Source organism: Insolitispirillum peregrinum, assembly GCF_900156605.1.
Classification (GTDB): domain Bacteria; phylum Pseudomonadota; class Alphaproteobacteria; order Rhodospirillales; family Rhodospirillaceae; genus Insolitispirillum; species Insolitispirillum peregrinum.
The window spans coordinates 80,922-98,548 of record NZ_FTOA01000009.1 but is presented as its reverse complement, the minus strand read 5'-3'; the positions used below and the strand labels follow the sequence as shown (position 1 = coordinate 98,548).

The following is a 17,627-nucleotide window of genomic DNA, read 5'->3' as shown; positions in this document are numbered from 1 at the left end:
CTTGGCTTAAGGATGTGTGCGACAACTGCTCAACTGATCGAGCAACCGCCCACGCATCCCTTCCGTCTCTTCACGATGTCAAACAGCGAACCGTTGCCGGCGAGCCCCGAAGGCCCTGAATTTCTTGACCGTTTGCCTCTCTCGAAGCTCCCCGTCAGCGGGAGGTCGGTTTCTACCGCTGCATCAGCAGCCTGTCAACCGTTTTTTTTTCATCAATCTTTCTTTTTTCTTCAGCACCGCCAATAGGCAGAAACCAGAGACGACCAGTCGCCGACGCCGAAGCGTTTTGGATGGCGATACCGATCAGAGGAAGATCGAAGAGGCAGCGAACGCCGCCGAGGGATTGAACTTAGCGAAACAGGTCGCCGGGCGCAACAGTTTTTTTCTCACAGTCTGCATTTTCTCAAATGCACCCGTGCACATCGACCGGCAGCACATCGAAAATCAAAGCCCCCTCCCAATGGGCGACACTCCCTATATAGAATGCCGTCACCAACCTGCCCATCGAAAGGCTCATTCCGCCCACTATCAGGCGAATCGAGATAGGCTATTCCTCTTTTTACAGCAATCTGCTATGTAAAAAAGCAGAGATACGCTGAAAAGAAGGTTTCAGGAGAATGGTGCAAAAAGTAAGAATTGCACGGACGGAAACGTCTACTCTCCATCCTTCCCTGCATGAAAACCGCCCGATCTGGCAGTTTCATCCACAACTGACATCTTTTATCCGCCGCTACCTTCAGCCTGCATCGGCCTCTGTTCTTGCCGAACCCCTGCTGGTTCCCGGCGCGGCTTTTGTCGAATGGTACAGCGATATTGGCGGGCAACCCGTGCCCTACAGCTCGTTGCCTGCCAGAGAAAAGGAACGGGCGGCAAAGCTGCTGTCTGACCGGCTCAGCGCGCTGCGCGATCTGGCCGCCCGCCACCCGGACAATCCGCTGTCTTCTGTTCTGGCAACGGTCAGTGCCCTGCCGCCCGAGGATGCCGTTTATGTGCTGAACGGGCAGCCGGTGGTGATTGGCTGGGGACGCCTGAGCGCAGGGGCGGCGATGGCCGTTCCGGCCAGCCGCATTCCGGCGACGCCTGTCCGCCCGGCAGAGCCGCCGACCGCGGGCACCAGTCCAGATGTCGCCGCCCCTGCTGCGACAGCAGCGACCGCAGCAGCAGGAACGGCTGCCGTTGCCGCTGCCCCCAAGCGGGGTTGCCTGTGGGCGACCCTGATCGGCCTGTTGCTGCTGCTTCTTTTGCTGTTGCTGATCTGGTGGAAATTCTGGCCCCTGCCCTGGCTGTCGCCTGCCCTGCCGGACACCACGGTCACCACCGACACATCGCAACAAGACCGCCTCGCTGCCTTGCAGGCCGAGGAAGACAAGCTGCGGGCTGACATTGCCAAGGCAGAAAAGGACCTCGCGGCCCGGCTGGCAGCCTGCCCGGCTCCGACCACCCTGCCCGACACTCCGCCAGCGCAAGACCCGACGCCGGTTCCACCGGTCACCGAACCGGCTCCGCTGGTCCCGCCGCAGCCCGAACAGCCCAAGACAGAGGTTCCCAAACAGGAGCCTCCCCAAGAGCCGACCAAGACCGAACCACCAAAGCCGCAACCGACCAAACCGCCCGTCACCAAGGAAGCCCCGCCGCCTCAAAAGGAAACGCCCCCCAAGGACGGAGCCGCCAAGGCACCACCCAAGAGCACCCAGCAACAGGCAAGCTGCCCTCCGCCGCGTAAAAAGTGGGAAGCCCCGGAACTGGTGATCCTGCTCGACAGCTCGGGCAGCATGGCCCTGAAGGCTGGCGTCTCGGAGGCTGAAATCCGCAGCCTGATCGCCCGCGCCCGCGGTGGCGATGGTCAGGCCCTGCGCCAACTGGAATCCATGCAGGGGGGAACCGGCAACGACCGTCTCAGCGCAGCCAAGACTGCGGTGGACTACACCGTTTCAACGCTGCCCAAGGATATGGATGTCGGGCTGGTGGTGTTCGGCAAATGTCAGGGAGCCGACAACTACAAGTTCTTCAGCCCGGCCGAACGGGGCGAACTGCGCAGCCGCCTGAGCAGCATCACCCCGCAAAAGGGGACGCCCCTCGCCCGTGGCATTGAACGCGCAGGCAACATGGTTGATGGCCGCTCGGTTCCGGCGACGCTGGTGGTGGTCACCGATGGCGAAGACTCCTGTGGGGGCGACCCGTGCGCCACGGCCCGCGCGCTGAAGGCCAGCAAGCCGAACCTGACCATCAACGTCATCGACGTGAACGGCATGGGCGAGGGCCGCTGTATCGCCGACGCCACCGGCGGCAAGCTGCTGACCATGAAGTCGATCGACGACCTGCCCAAGCTGGTTCAGCAGGCATCGGGCGAAAAGCCGGTCCCGGCAAACTGCCCGCAATAACGGCTGTAGACCATCCTGCCTGCTGATCCTGCGCCGTCGCGGGATTCTTAACTGAAACATTCTGCCGACCGCCCAAGGGGAGAAACCGAGAGATGTCAGGGGTTCTGTTACGAACCGGTCGCCTGCGCGAGTACAAGGCGCTGGGGGCTGTTGGCCGCCCGGTCAGCTCGGCTGCCCCGCAATTGCGGGCGATCGTCAAACGCCGGATGGGGGCCGAGTATGCCAACCTGCTGGCCATCCCGCAGGTGAACGAAGCCGGCGACACCATCTCGTGGTATGCCCCCAGCGGCAGCTTTGTGGTGCCGTGGTCTGCCGCCTCGGAAGAAGAGCGCGCCCCGGCACGGGCCATCATTGCGCAGGCCCGTCAGGATTTCGCCGCCCACAGTCAAAGCCTGCTCGCCCGCCCCGGCAGCAGTGACGACGCCGAAGTCCTCGGGCGGATGCTGCCCCTGGCCCTGCACATTCCCGATGAAAGCCACATCCATCTGGTTGACGGCCGTCCGGTGCTGACCTTTTGGGGCTTTGACCCACTGGGGGCAGCACCGGACCATGACGTGCTGCGTGATTTGCCATGGCAACCCGCCGCAACCGCTGCAACCCCTGCTGCGGCAGCCCCGGTGCTGGCCCCGGTGGTCGTATCCCGTCCATGGTGGCGCTGGCTGTGGCTGTTGCTGCCCTTGTTGTTGCTGCTGGCCCTCCTGCTGTTTGGCCTGCGCAGCTGTGGCGTAGCGGTACCTCTGCCCGGTATCCTGCCTGTCCTGCCGCTCCCGACCGTCGATGCTCCGACGCTGCCAACCACCCCGGATACCGGAACCGCCGTGGTCCCGGTCGTCCCGGTCACGCCTCAGGGCGGAGCGGTGCTGGTTCCCGGTACCGGCAGCGCCTCCACCCCCGCCACCGTTGATCCGGCCCTGCCGATCGACAGCCCGAACAAAGACCAGAATCAGGACAAGAATCAGGATCAGCCCCCCCAGACCCCGCCAGAGCTGCCAAAAGACCAGCCCAAGGACGGCACCGCCCCCAACGCGGACAAAAAAACCGACCTTCCAGCCGACAAGACAGCGGCAGACAAGGGCAAGGATGGCACCACCGTCCCGCCGCAGCCGCTGATCCTGCCCGCCGATGCGATGAACAAGGGCGACACCAGTTTTCTGAACGGCCACTGGCGCTCGCGCACGGGCCTGATGGACAGCCAGACCGGCCGCCCGCTGGAAGTCGAATACGACATCAAGGACGGCAAAGGCACCGCCACCATCGAACGCAGCGACGGGGTAAAGTGCGCCGCACCGGTCACTGCCGCCATTGCGGGTGGGCAACTGACGCTGAACCAGACAGCGGCAGCCACCTGCCCCGACGGTCAGGTGTTTGATCCGTCAAAGGTCGCCTGCAAACAGGGCAAGGACGGCAAGGCCGACTGTCAGGGCCTGCATCCCGATGGCAGCGACTATTCCGTTCAAATTGTAAAGTAATAGCCTCGAGGGTAAGACGATGCTCCCTGAGTTGATTCGCTTCGAGGAAGAAGCAACCGTCATCATGTCCACCGGCGTCCAGTTCATGGACTTTGGCCTGACCCTGGACCTCAAAAAAGAAATGCCCGGCCTGTTTGTGAAAACAGACAGCAATGCCTCGGTGCAGCGTCTGGAGTATGACGAGCAGGCAGGCCGTTACTTCTACTCCGGCACTCGCACCCCGGCGTCGGAAAAGGGGGCCGAAGAAGTGGCGGTGGCCGACTCGCTGGCCCTGCTGGAAGACCTGTGGCTGCCGGTGCCGTTCCTGCGCCTGCACGCCAACCGCCATGTCGAAGGCCCGACCAACTGGGTGCGCGCCCGGCTGGCCCGCCTGAATCCCGGCGATGACATCGACGGCCATACCCACCGGCTGGTGCTGGCCTTTGACACCAAGGTGTTCGAGGACGACGACAGCCTGAACACCTATCTGGCCCCGACCGAAGCCGATGTGGCCAGCGGTGCACGTTTCGGGCTGGCTGCCCGCAGCCACGAAATGGGCTGGTTTGCCGAACAGCCGTGGTTTTCCGACTGGATCCGCGAAGTGTTCACCGACACCGCCAGGCCCCGTCTGCGGCTGGCCGAAGAAGACATTGAAGAGGCGCTGGAAAAGCACCTGCCGCACGCCCATTACCTGAACCTGTTGTGGGTGCTGGGGACGCGGGCGTCCCTGCCCAAGATGCGGATTCTCAGCAACAAGCCGAACGATGTCTACAAGGCGATCCCGGTTGACATGGTGCTCGACATCGGCAACTCGCGCAGTTGCGGCATCCTGATCGAAGACCACCCGCAGGAAAACGACGGCCTGCGCACCCGCTATGAACTGGAGCTGCGCGACCTGTCCCGCCCGCATCAGGTCTATTCCGAGCCGTTTGAAAGCCGGGTCGAATTCGCCGAAGCCGTTTTCGGCAAGGTTGATCATTCGTGCTATTCTGGCCGCAACGATGCCTTTGTCTGGCCGACCATCGCCCGTGTCGGCCCCGAAGCCACCCGTCTGGCCTCGCGCCGCCGGGGAACCGAAGGCTCTACCGGCCTGTCCAGCCCCAAGCGGTACCTGTGGGACGAAGACCGCTACGAAGCCGGATGGCGCTTCAACTCGGCGTTCAACAAGGCCGAAAGCGAGCCGCTGGCCACCGCCATGCCGTTTGCCGACCTGATCAACGAAGACGGCGAAGCCCTGTTCACCCTGCCCGAAGACGAGCAGTTCCAGGTGTTTATCCCGCACTATGCCCGTTCGACGCTGATGACCTTCATGCTGTCCGAAGTGCTGGTTCAGGCCCTGTGCCAGATGAACAGCCCCGGCCAGCGCATGAAGCAGAGCCATGCCAATGTCGCCCGCCAACTGCGGTCGATCATCCTGACTGTCCCGCCGTCGATGCCCAAGCCCGAACGCGACATTTTCCGCGAACGGATGCGGCAGGCGATTGGTCTGGTGTGGAAAGCAATGGGCTGGCACCCGGCAGAACTGGATATCGAGGACGGTGGCACCGACAGTGCCTGGCCGCCGTTGCCAACCTTCTCCACCCAGTGGGACGAAGCCTCGTGTGCGCAGGCGGTGTTCCTCTATTCCGAAACGGTCAACCACTTTGGTGGCCGGGCGGAAGAGTTCATCGAGGTGATCCGTCGCCGCCGTCCCGGCACGCCGCGACAGGCCATCACCCTGGCTTCGATTGATATCGGCGGTGGCACCACCGATCTGGTGATCAACGACTATTCGCTCAGTGGTCAGGGCGGCAACGTCTATATCCAGCCGCGCCAGCGCTTCCGCGATGGCTTCAAGGTGGCCGGTGATGACATCGTGCTGGAAGTCCTGCAACGGGTGGTGATCCCGGCGGTGGCGGTGGCCCTGCGCGCCCATGGCCTCAGCGACCCCGACCCGCTGCTGTCGCGCCTGATGGGCTCGGAAGCCGGAATCGTGCAGCACATGGTGATGCGCCAGCAACTGGCGTTGCAGGTGATGTATCCGCTGGCCCTGCGCATCCTGAAAGACTACGAGGGCTATAACCCGCAAAGCGGGGCCGAGGTGATCAGCCCGACCATCGGCGAAATCCTGTTGCCGAACCACGAACCGTCGCGGCAGGTACTGGACTATGTTGCTACCGGGGTCCGCGCGATCCTCGGCAGTGGCACGCCGGACTTTGACCTGCTGTCGGTGCGCTTGCCGATTGATCTCAACGCCCTGCACCTGATGTTCCTGCGCGGCGAATTTGAAATCTGCAACACCCTGCGCTCGCTGTGCGAACTGGTCCACCTGTATGACTGCGACGTGCTGCTGATCAGTGGCCGCCCGTCGCGCCTGCCCGGCGTCCAGGCCTCGCTGCGGGCGCTGTGCGCCTTGCCGCCGGACCGCATCGTACCGATGAACAACTACCGCACCGGCAACTGGTATCCATTCCACCGTCAGGGCCGCATTGACGACCCGAAGACCACCGCCGCCGTCGGGGCGATGCTGTGCGTTCTGGGGCAAGGCCGCATCCCGAACTTCTTCTTCCGCGCCAACGAGCTGAAGATTTATTCGACGGTGCGCCACATCGGCCTGATGGACCAGAACAACACCATCAAGGACGCCGACGTTTACTATCGTGACGTTGATCTCGACAGCCCGGACTATCAGTTCCCTGAGCAGTCCTTTGAAATGCGCGGGCGGATGCTGCTGGGCTTCCGCCAGCTGACCGCCGAACGCTGGGGAGCCAGCCCGCTGTACCTGCTCGACTTTGCCCCCGACAGCAGCAAGGCGGCGGAAAAGCTCTATGGACAAAGCTCGGGCGTGCTGGAAGTCACCCTCCGGCGCGGCAAGCGCGACAAGATCGACAGCCTGGAAATCGCCCGGGTGGAAGAACGTGGCGGCAGCACGCTCAGCAGCACTATCCTGCGTCTGCGCCTTTACACCCTGAACAATGCCGGTATCGGTGGCAACAGCTATTGGCTGGACACCGGCAGCATCGTTCACTGACATCCGATGACTCACCTTCACATGGTCCAGAGGGGTAACAGACCGTGAGCAAGACTCCCGAATTCCTGTCCCAACGCTGCCAATCCATCCATGCCGGGGCCGGTCAGGCCATCGCCTGGGTCAATGACGTCCGTGGCGGCGCGCAACGACTGGACCGCGATGCCGACGGCCTGATCGAACGCCTGCGGCGCCAGCGCAATCTGGCCCGCCGTCTGGCACAGGCCTCGCTGCGCCCGATGTCGGTCGGCTTTTTCGGTCTGTCGCAGGCGGGCAAGTCGTACCTGATTTCGTCGCTGGCACGCGGCACCAACGGCCATCTGGAAACGCTGCTCGATGGCGAGCTTCTGGACTTCATCGACCACATCAACCCGCCGGGCGGTGGCAAGGAAGCCACCGGGCTGGTGACACGCTTTACCCGTCAGCCGTCACGCACCACCCCCGGCTATCCGGTGCAGCTGTCGTTGCTGAACGAAGCCGACGTGATCAAGATTCTCGGCAACAGCTTCTTCCTCGACTTCGACCGCGAGAAGGTCAATTTTGACCTGACCCCGGAACAGATCACCGACCGCCTGCGGACTCTGGAACCGCGCCGCCAGCCTGCCGCCACCGGCGGCATGAGCGAAGATGATGTGGTTGATCTGGCCGACTATTTCGAACGCCGGTTCCGCAAGTCGAACGAAGGGCTGGCCGGGGTGTTCTGGCCCGCCGCCACCGCGCTGGCCCCCTATCTGCTGCCACAGGACCGGGCGAGCCTGTTTGCGCTGGTGTGGGGCGATTTGCCCGAGTTCACCGATTGCTACGCCACCCTGCGCACCGCCCTTGCCAGCCTGAGCTTTGCCAGCGACGTCCACGCCCCCACCTCGGCACTGGTCGAGCGGGAGAATGGTGCCTATACCCAGGCCAATTCGATCATGAACGTCGATGCGGTGCGCGCCCGCTTCGGCAGCGACAGCGCGGCACAGGTCGGGGTCCTGCCGGTGCAGGAGGGCCAGCCGCTGGCCGAAGTCCGCCTGCAACGGTCGTTCCTTGCCGCGTTGACCAAGGAAATGGTGTTCCCGCTGGCCGAAACGCCGCGCGTTTCGCTGCTGGAACAGGTCGATCTGCTCGACTTCCCCGGCTATCGCGGCCGCATGGGACTGACCGGCATCGCCGAAGCGGCCATCAAGGACAAGGGAGCCAACCCGATCGGCACCCTGTTCCTGCGCGGCAAGGTGTCCTACCTGTTTGAACGCTACACCGACGATCAGGAAATGAACGTTTTGGTGTTGTGCAACCCGTCCGACAAACAGATCGAAATCACTGCCCTCGGGCCGGTGCTCGACAGCTGGGTTGATGCGACGCAGGGGGCAACCCCGGCGGAACGGGCGCAGCGCAACCCCGGCCTGCTGTGGGCGCTGACCATGTTCGACAAGCGCCTGCAGGACAGCATGGGGCAGAACGACAGCAATCTCGACCTGAAATGGAGCGGGATGATGGAGCTGGCCCTGCTGGAACGGTTCGGGCAAGCCCAATGGGTGCGCGAATGGTCCAAAGGGCGGGCCTTTGACAACCTGTTTCTGGTCCGCAAGCCCGGCATGTCAAAGGGTATCTTTGACATGGACGACGACCGCGAAGGCCCGGTGCGCGAGGATATCCGCGACGACCTGAGCCGGATGCGCAGCACCTTTATCGCCAACGAGCTGGTGCAAAAGCATGTCCACGACCCGGCCCCGACGTGGGATGCGATGATCGGTCAGGATGACGGCGGCATGAGCCGGATTGTCAGCCACCTGCAAACAGTGGCCAACGTCCAGACCAAACTGGACCGCATTGCCGAACAGATTGCCCACCTGCAACGGGAACTGGTCGAGGTCCAGCTTGGCTCCTATTACCGGGCCGATGGTGCCGATGAAGTGGCGCGCAAGAACCGGATTGCCGATCTGGTGCTGACCGCCCTGCGCACCCGCTCCAGCCTGTTCGGGGAAATCCTGCGCCTGCTGCAACCGTCCACCGAGCACCTGCGCGCCCTGTACCTGAACGCCGAAAGCACCACCCCGGAAACGACCGACAGCCCGGCAGCGGCGCCGGTGGCCGCCGCCGCTCCGGCGGAAGGCGGTCTGTTCTCGCTCGACATTTTTGCCCCGCCGCCCGCCGCAACGCCCGCAGCACCTGCGGCCCCGGCAGCTCCGGCGGTCAACCGGCGGGCTGCCGCCTTTGCCAAGGCCGCCATCAGCGACTGGTTGCGCCAGTTGCGCCAGTTGCCGGACTCGCCCGATACCCAGCGCTTCCTCAGCCTGACCAGCGAGGTTTTGCAGAATCTGGTCGATGAAGTGATCACCGGGGCGATGCGTTTCCGGCTGGAAGACAAGGTGGCCGAAGCCCTGCACCACAGCAGCAACCGCGCCGGGGCCACCCGCAGCAAGCTGGCGGATCAGCAGGTGCTGGTCGCCTCGACCATCATCAACGACTATATCGACTACCTCGGTTATTCGGACAGCGACCCGACCCAGCGGCCAAAGTCGGTGATGCCCGGTCAGTGCATTTTCCTGCCTCCGGCCCCGATTGCGCCGGATGCCCTGCCGACCTTGCAGCCGACCCCGATGAACTATTCGGCGCTGTACATTCTCGACTGGTTCGAGGCCTTCCGCGCCACCACCCGCGATAATGCCGGTCATGCCGCGGGCAGCGAAATCACCCCCGAACAGAATCACCGGCTGGGGCAAATTCTTGCGGTCATCACCACCAGTACGCCGTCCACCGGTTTTTCAGGAGCCTGACAATGCCCATCAAGGTTGAACTCATCGGCCACACCCCCGGACAGGCGGGTTTGCGCATTCTCGGGCTGGCTCAGGCCTCCACCACCAGCGGCGGCCTGATCCGCCTGATGCGCAAGGATGAAAAAATCCTCGGCCCCGACGGGCGCTGGCTGACCGATGACCACTGGCTGCCGCTGCCCGATCTGACGCTAGATGGCAAGGCACTGGTGGGACAAGCTGATGCCGATCTGGTCGATCCGCTGGCCCTGCTGAGCAATGCCGACATCGTGCTGGCAACGGTGCAACTGGGCGACCTGCGCGACGAAGGCCGACTGGTGGTAAAAGACCTGCGCCCGTCCGGTCTGGCCCGCAGCGAGGCCCCGCCCACCGAGCCGGTCCGTCAGGAACCGGTGATCGAAATCCCCCCCGCCGAGCCGGACTACACCCCGATCCAGATGGACCCGCAGGACATGCGCGGTGGTGAGCATCAGCCTGACGACGATCTGCCCGCCAGCGATGGCGGGAAAAAGAGCCTGCTGCCGATGATACTGGTGGCGGCACTGGTGGTGCTGGCCATCGCCGGGGCGGTGGTAGCCTATTCGCTCGGCCTGTTCGGGGACAACAATGCTCCGCCGTCAGCCGCAACCGACCCGGCACCGGCCACCCAGACCGCCAGCACGCCGCCTGCAACACCGGCTCCCGCCACGACTCCCGCCACTCCGGCAGCCCCGGCGGTGGAGGCCATCAACACCCGCGAAGATCTGGCGAAGTTCATTCAGGCCACCCCGGACGGGGCCAAGGCCTATCAGGCGGCCACCACGCTGGCCACGCAGGGCAAGCTGGAATTTGCCATGCTGCTGTTCCAGCACGCCGCCCGCAATGGCAGCCTCGACGGCTCGGTGGCAGTGGCGAAAATGTACGATCCCGACAGCTGGAGCAAAACCACCAGCCCGATGCCCGCCGCCGACGCCGAAACCGCCGCCTACTGGTACGAACCGGCAGCACAGGGCGGCAATACCGAAGCCCAGCGCCAACTGGGCAAGATTCTGACCCAGTTGCAGCCGTCCGGCTTCCAGCATGACAAGGGCAAGGACTGGCTGCAAAAGGCCGCTGATGCCGGTGATGCCAAAGCCAAAGACCTGCTCGCCACCGTGAAATAAGGGGAACCGCCGTGCGCCGTTCGCTGACTGCCTCTCTGGCCGCTGTCCTGCTGGCGGGAACGACCCTGTGGTCGCCGCTGGCGACCTCTTCCGCCTGGGCTGCTGACCGTACCCCGTTGCTGATGGAGGGCAAAAAGACCCTCTATCAGCGGGTGCTGTCCCGCCCCGGAGCCGTGCTGAAGCGACAGGCAGGCGATGGCCCCGGCGCACAGCAACCGGCGCTGACCCGCTTTTATGTCTATGGCCGCCAGATGGTCGGCACGCAAGCCTGGCTGGAGGTCGGCCTGACCGCCAAGGGCAAGACCGACGGCTGGATTCAGGAAGAGTTCACCCTGCCGTGGAAGCAACAGTTGACGCTGGCCTTTACCAATCCGGCGGGCCGCGACCGGGCGCTGATGTTCAAGGAGCGGCAGGATCTGGCAAAGATTCTCGAAGCCGACGACCCCGGCAAACAGGAAGAGCCGCTGTTGAAAGCCGCCGAGGCGGGCAAGCCGTCGCCGCAAGTGGTGTCGATCGAACCGGCGACCTACGTCGATATCAGCAAGAAATTCTATCTGCTGCCGATTCTGGACGCCGAGGAAACCTTCTCCGGCCCCGGCTTCCGGGTGCGGATGCTGCACATTGCCTCGGTGTCGGCCAAAGACGAGAAGGCCAACACACCCCCCGCCTCGGCCAGCGTGCTGAAAAACTTCCGGGCGGCGGTGGTGTTCGTCATCGATTCCACCTTGTCGATGGACCCCTACATCAACCGCACCCGACAGGCGGTTGAACAGATCACCACCAAAATCGACAAGGCCGGGCTGAGTGACCGGGTGCGCTTCGGGCTGGTGGCCTTCCGCTCCAGCGTGCAGGCCACGCCGGGGCTGGAATACGTCTCGAAACTGTATGCCGACCCCGAACAGACCAAGGATGGCAAGGACTTCCTGAAACAGGTCGCCGCCCTGAAAGGGGCCACCGTCTCGTCGGCCAAATTCAGCGAAGACTCCTATGCCGGGGTGATGGAAGCGCTGGACAAGGTGGGGTGGACCAACTTTGGCGGTCGCTATGTGGTGCTGATCACCGACGCCGGGGCGTTGCGCGGCGGCGACCCGCTGTCGTCCACCAAACTCGACGCCGAACAGGTCCGTCTGGAGGCCCAGCATCGCGGTGTTGCCCTCTACACCCTGCACCTGAAGACCCCCTCGGGCAAACAGAACCACGCCGAAGCCGAAGCACAGTACAAGGCGCTGTCCACCCATCCGCTGCTGCCCAACCCGCTGTATTATCCGGTGGATGCCGGATCGGTGGACCAGTTCGGCAAGATGGTTGATACGCTGTCGGAAACCATCGTCGCACAGGTCAACGGCGCCTACCGTGGCGAGGAAGTCGCCGGGTCGGCCCGCTCTGCCGACCCCAACTTTGGCAAGGAACCGCCAAAGGATGACGCCGCCCGCATGCAGAGGGACGCCGCCATGCTGGGACAAGCGATGCAGTTGGCCTATCTGGGCCGCACCGAAGGCACCAGCGCCCCGCCGATGATCAGCGCCTGGCTGACCGACCGTGACCTGAAGAAGCCCGAAATCGCCACCACCGACGTGCGGGTTCTGCTGACCAAGAACCAGCTGTCCGACATGCAGCAGGTCCTGCGCAGCATTGCCGACGCCGGACAGGCAGCGCAGTTGTCGCCGAACGACTTCTTTTCCCGCATGCGCTCGGCGGCGGTGGTGCTGGGGCGTGACCCCAACGCCATCAACGACCCCAAGGCGGTCAAGCTGGCCGATCTGGGGCTGATGGGCGAATACCTCGACGATCTGCCCTATCGCAGCAAGGTGATGGATATCGACCAGCAGATGTGGTCCAGCTGGAGCATCAGCCAGCAGCAAACCTTCCTCGACGAAGTGAACCGCAAGCTGCGCCTGTACCAGATTTACCACGACGATGTGGACCGCTGGGTGGCACTGGACGGCGGTGCCGACCCCGGCGAAGCGGTCTATCCGGTTCCTCTTGATGCACTGCCGTAAGGAATGGCCGGAGCGTTGCTTGATATCCGCGATCTGACCGGCAACCGGGGTGCAGGGTCGCAGGGCTTCACCTTGCAGATCGAAGCCCTGACCCTGCATCAGGGCGAAGCGGTCGGCATCATCGGCCCCAGTGGCTGCGGCAAAAGCACCCTGCTCGATCTGGTCGGGCTGGTGCTGCGCCCGCAGCAGGCCGGGTGCTTCCGGCTGGGCAGCCACGACATTGCCGCCCTGTGGCAGCAGGACAAGCAGTCAGCCCTGGCCGCCGTGCGGGCGCAGCACATTGGCTATGTCCTGCAAACCGGCGGTCTGCTGCCGTTTCTCAGCGTGCGCGACAACATCCGCCTGTCGTGCGATTTGCTGGGTCTGCCGCGCAACAGCCAGCACGAACAACAACTGATCAAGGTGCTGGGACTGGGGCGGCTTCTGGACAACAAGCCCGCCGCCCTGTCGATTGGCGAGCGGCAACGGGTGGCGATTGCCCGTGCGCTGGCCCACAAGCCGCGCCTGATTCTGGCCGACGAGCCGACCGCCTCCCTCGACCCGGCCCATTCGGTGCGGGTGATGGAACTGCTGCTGCACATCGCCCGCGCGCTGTCGGTCGGCATTCTGGTGGTCAGCCATGACTGGGATCTTCTCTCGCGCTTTGAGGTGCGGCCGGTGCAGGCACAGATGGCCGAAAGCGGCCTGACCTGCTTCAGTGACCTTGCCTATCGTCAGGGAGGGCAAAACGAATGAGCACTCCCCGTCTGTCCGCCTATCGCAGTACCGCCCGGCTGGCCCTGATCGACATCCTGCACGAATGGCGGGTTTCCTTTTGCCTGATTCTGGCGCTGGCCGCCGTGCTGGCGCCATTGCTGGTGCTGTTCGGGCTGAAATCCGGCATCGTCACCACCATGCGCGACCGCCTGCTGTCCGACCCGCGCACGCTGGAAGTGGTGGTGGTCGGCAGCTATCGCCTCGATCCGGCGTGGTTTGCCAGTCTTGCCAACAACCCGGCGGTCGGCTTTGCCATCCCGCGCACCCGCTCGCTGGCCGCCACCATCGACCTGCAAGCCGCCGAAGGCCGCTCGCTGGCCGGGGCGGAACTGGTGCCCACCGCCAGCGGCGATCCGCTGCTGACCGGACAGGCACCGCCGAACGGACGGGATCAGGTGATCCTCAGCCACAGCGCGGCGCAGAAACTGGCGGTCAGCCCCGGCAGCCAGATCACCGCGCTGGTCGCCCGCACCCTCAACGGCGGCCGTCAGGTCCAGCGCCTGCCGTTGACTGTCGGCGCCGTACTGCCCGAAGCCAGCTTTGGCCGCGACGGGGCGTTCGTCAGCCTCGACATGCTGGCGGCGGTCGAGGATTTCCGCGACGGTCACGACACGCCGCAGCCCTTGCAAAGCCGCACCTTTGCCAGCCTGCGGCTGTTCGCCGCCTCGCTGGATGCGGTACAGGGACTGGCCGACCAGTTGCGGGCGCAATCCATCGAGGTACGCACCAAGGCCGACGAGATTGCGATGGTCAAATCGGTGGACAAGACACTCGGCTCGCTGTTTGCCATCATCGCGTCGCTGGCCATCGGTGGCTATCTTCTGTCGCTGGCGGCCTCGCTGTGGGCCAATGTTGACCGCAAGCGCAAGGATCTGGCACTGATGCGGCTGGTTGGCTTTCCACCCGGCGCGGTGATGGCTTTTCCGGTGGTGCAGGCGGCGCTGATCGCCATCCTTGGCACCAGCCTGTCGGCGGCTCTGGCCGGGGGGGTGGCGTGGATCGTCAATACGATGCTCGCCAACACCCTGAGCCGGGAAGAATTCGCCTGCCTGCTGCTCCCCGGCGATATCGCCGTTGCGCTGGCAGTGACTGTAGTCCTGGCCTTGTTGGCCTCTTCGTTGGGGGGATATCGTGCAGCGCGCATTGATCCGGCAGAAAGCCTGCGTGAAATTTAGAGCATTGGGCTTGGTGGCCGCTTCCCTGCTGGCCAGCATCACCCCGGCCCTTGCCGCCCCCGAGCCGTGGGACAGCAAGGTCTATAATCCCAAGCCGCTGGAGGGGGATACCGTCCTGCCGATGCCCTGCGGCGGGTCGATGGTGTTTCGCCCGGTGCAGGTGCCGGGCGGTGACGCCTATAGCGACTATCAGATCACCGTCGGCGGACAGGATCAGGAGCGCGGCTTTGCCGAAGGCAGCCACCCGGCCTATGTCGCAGGCAGCTTTACCGACAGCAAGGCCAAGGCCCGCTATTACCTGATCGGCAAATACGAAATCACCGAAGCCCAGTACGACGCGGTGATGAACGACAGCTGCCCGGAGAGCAAGCCATCACAGGCCAAACGGCTGTCAAAGGGCGGCGTCAGCTGGTTTGACGCCATCGCCTTTTCCGACAAGTACAGTCAATGGCTGCGGCAAAACGCGCTGAAATCCCTGCCGAGCGAAGACGGTGAAGCGGGCTATGTCCGCCTGCCGACCGAGGTCGAATGGGAATTTGCCGCCCGGGGCGGCATCAAGGTCTCGCCCGCCGAATTCAACGAGCGCCTGTTCCCGATGACCGGCGGCCTGAACAAATACGCCTGGTTCGCTGGCACCCAGTCAGCCAACGGCAAACCGAACCTGACCGGCCAGCTGGAACCGAATCCGCTGGGGCTGTTCGACGTACTGGGCAACATGGACGAGATCATCTTTGAACCGTTCCGCCTCAACCGGCTGGACCGGCTGCACGGGCAAAGCGGCTCGTTCGTGGTGCGCGGCGGCAATTACATGACCAGCGCCGAAGACATGCGCAGCGCCGACCGGCAGGAAGTGCCGTTCTACGAAGGCGCCACGCCTCGCCGCAGCAAGACCACCGGCTTTCGGGTGGTGGTCGCCGCCCCGGTATTGACCTCGCAAAAGCGCCTGCAAACGCTGAAGGATGAATGGAGCAAGCTGGGGGCGGTCTCGGCGGCGGACAATGCCGCTCCGGCCAAGACCTCCGATGATCCACTGGAAGACCTGGCTCTGCTGGCCAAGGCCAGCACCGACCCGGCGACCAAAGCCCGGCTGGAAAAGGTGCAAACCACCCTGCGCGCCAACATCGCCGCCCGCGATGACCAGCGCGACCGTGCCGCCAAGGCATCGCTGCGGCTGGGAGCCTTTCTGGGCCGCAAGCTGAGCGATGACGCCCATGCGATTGATGCACTGGCCAAGGTGTACAAGGGCCGGGTCGAGACAGGGGGGGTAGATGATCCGCGCGCCAAAAGCTATAAGGAAGAGCTGGATCATGAGCAGACGGTCATGGACGGCAACCTGCGATATTATGCCGACACCCTGATCCGCACCGCCGAAGACTACAGCAGCGACACCCTCAAACATCAGCGCGAAATCCTGCTGGTCGAATTGCAGGGCATGGGGCTGGCGGAACTGAAACCTTATGTAGATCAGTATTTTACGCATATCGCCGCCTATCAGAAAGATAAGAAAGTGGCCCGCATACAGTGGCTTGGCGACTGGAACAAACTGCAGGCTCCTTAACGGAAGAGGGATGATGATGAAGACCCTGTTTAAAGTGACCGCCCTGACCCTGTCCGCTTCGTTGCTGCTGTCGGCCTGTCAGACCACCACCAACAGCAACGGCGAGCCGCTGTCGCCCGCCGAACAGCGGCTGCGCCAGCAGGCCGACACCTATAACCAGACCATCGCCGAAGGCGCGCTGCTGGGCTGCGTGCTGGGGGGCGTGCTGGGGGCGGCGACGGCGCAAAAGGGCAACCGCCTGCAACATGCCGCCATCGGCTGCGCCATTGGCGGCGGCATCGGCGCTGGCGCCGGGGCCTATGTCGCCGACAAGCAGGAAAAATACGCCAACAAGGAACAACAGCTTGATTCGATGATCGCCGACGTGCGCGAAGAAAACGGCCGCCTCGCCAACGTCATCGCCACCACCGAGCAGGTGGTTGCCGAAGACAAGGAGCGCATCGAGCAGATCGACAAGGATCTGGCAGCGGGCAAGATCACCATGGATCAGGCCAAGAGCAAGATGGCCTCGGTGGATTCCAACACCGCCTACCTCGACAGCACCCTGACCGAGCTGCGCAAGCGGCAGGCCAACTACACCGAAGCCGCCAACACACTGGCAGGCAAAGGAAAATCGGCACAGGCCAAGGAACTGAACAGCGAAATCGCCGATATGGAACGCCAGATCAGCCAGTTGCAGGCCGAACGCGACTCGCTGGCCAAGCGCCGTACCGTGTCCCGCGTCGGCTAAAGCAAATCCCGAACAGGGGCAAAGCCCCTGTGACGACGTATTTGCTGAATGAACAGACTCAAATCCCGAGCAGGGGCAAAGCCCCTGCGGCGACGTATTTGCTGAAGCAACATTTTATGGGAGCGTTTCTCGGGATTCCGATAAACGCTCCAAGAGGAGTAACCCCCATGCGCGCCCACCTCCTCCCCCTCGCCGTCCTGCTGGCCGTTGGCGTCAGCGGCTGCACCACCAGCGAAGACCCGGCCCAGGGCGGATTCCTGTCCGGCGTCAGCAACCTGTCGAACGGCACCTACCAGAACCGCATCGACGAACGGCAAAAGACGCTGGAAGACGAGCAGGACAAAAACCTTCAACAGAACCGCGCCGCCGAACGCCTCGCCGCCCAGAGCGCCGACGTCAAGGCCCAGCGCGAGGCTGCCGAAGCCAAGTACGCCGACTTCCAGAAGTCGCTGCAGGCCAGCCGTAACAAGCTGGCGGCAGCCCAAAAGGCCAACAGCAAGAAAAAGGCCGACGTTACCGCGCTGAACCGTGACATCGACTCGCTGGAAAAGAAGATCAAGCTGTTGCAGCAAGACACCTTTACCCCGGATGCCGACAAGCAGAAGCGACTGGACGACCTGCGCAAGGAACGCGAAGCGCTGGAACGCGAAGTCGATCTGCTGGTCCGCCGGTAA

General features: G+C 63.8%; 12 protein-coding genes. All 12 read left to right on the top strand.

The window, feature by feature from the left end; translation table 11 throughout:
- On the top strand, positions 1–246 hold a 246-nt coding region (locus BW995_RS21015; RefSeq protein ID WP_217696141.1), incomplete at its 5' end, for a hypothetical protein.
- A 371-nt stretch (positions 247–617) separates the two neighbouring features.
- Complete coding sequence (locus tag BW995_RS18685; protein ID WP_076401950.1) at positions 618–2,381, top strand: VWA domain-containing protein; 1,764 nt, start codon at positions 618–620, stop codon at positions 2,379–2,381.
- 92 nt (positions 2,382–2,473) lie between these two features.
- On the top strand, positions 2,474–3,850 hold the full coding sequence (locus tag BW995_RS18680) for an SrfA family protein (protein WP_076401949.1): 1,377 nt from the start codon (positions 2,474–2,476) through the stop codon (positions 3,848–3,850).
- Positions 3,851–3,869: 19 nt separating this feature from the next.
- Positions 3,870–6,839 (top strand): virulence factor SrfB, encoded by a 2,970-nt coding sequence (locus tag BW995_RS18675; RefSeq protein WP_076401948.1) that lies wholly within the window; start codon positions 3,870–3,872, stop codon positions 6,837–6,839.
- Between the two features lie 44 nt (positions 6,840–6,883).
- The gene (locus BW995_RS18670) at positions 6,884–9,595 is read left to right on the top strand and encodes a putative virulence factor (RefSeq protein WP_076401947.1); all 2,712 of its coding nucleotides are present in this window, start codon (positions 6,884–6,886) and stop codon (positions 9,593–9,595) included.
- Between the two features lie 2 nt (positions 9,596–9,597).
- A complete protein-coding gene (locus BW995_RS20880) occupies positions 9,598–10,734 on the top strand; it encodes an SEL1-like repeat protein (protein WP_076401946.1) in 1,137 nt (378 codons plus the stop codon).
- Positions 10,735–10,745: 11 nt separating this feature from the next.
- Positions 10,746–12,734 carry a vWA domain-containing protein gene (locus tag BW995_RS18660; protein ID WP_245821540.1) on the top strand — a complete coding sequence of 663 codons (1,989 nt, stop codon included), beginning with the start codon at positions 10,746–10,748 and terminating at the stop codon, positions 12,732–12,734.
- 3 nt (positions 12,735–12,737) lie between these two features.
- Positions 12,738–13,469 carry an ABC transporter ATP-binding protein gene (locus tag BW995_RS18655; RefSeq protein ID WP_217696140.1) on the top strand — a complete coding sequence of 244 codons (732 nt, stop codon included), beginning with the start codon at positions 12,738–12,740 and terminating at the stop codon, positions 13,467–13,469.
- Positions 13,466–14,665 (top strand): ABC transporter permease, encoded by a 1,200-nt coding sequence (locus BW995_RS18650; RefSeq protein WP_076401944.1) that lies wholly within the window; start codon positions 13,466–13,468, stop codon positions 14,663–14,665. The genes BW995_RS18655 and BW995_RS18650 overlap by 4 nt, the downstream gene beginning before the upstream one ends.
- Before the next feature lie 13 nt (positions 14,666–14,678).
- The gene (locus tag BW995_RS18645; protein WP_245821539.1) at positions 14,679–16,223 is read left to right on the top strand and encodes a formylglycine-generating enzyme family protein; all 1,545 of its coding nucleotides are present in this window, start codon (positions 14,679–14,681) and stop codon (positions 16,221–16,223) included.
- A 10-nt stretch (positions 16,224–16,233) separates the two neighbouring features.
- Positions 16,234–16,953, top strand: coding sequence for a glycine zipper domain-containing protein (locus BW995_RS18640; RefSeq protein ID WP_076401943.1), 720 nt, complete (start codon positions 16,234–16,236; stop codon positions 16,951–16,953).
- A gap of 167 nt (positions 16,954–17,120) precedes the next feature.
- Positions 17,121–17,627: a hypothetical protein gene (locus BW995_RS18635; RefSeq protein WP_076401942.1), complete on the top strand. Its 507-nt coding sequence runs from the start codon at positions 17,121–17,123 to the stop codon at positions 17,625–17,627.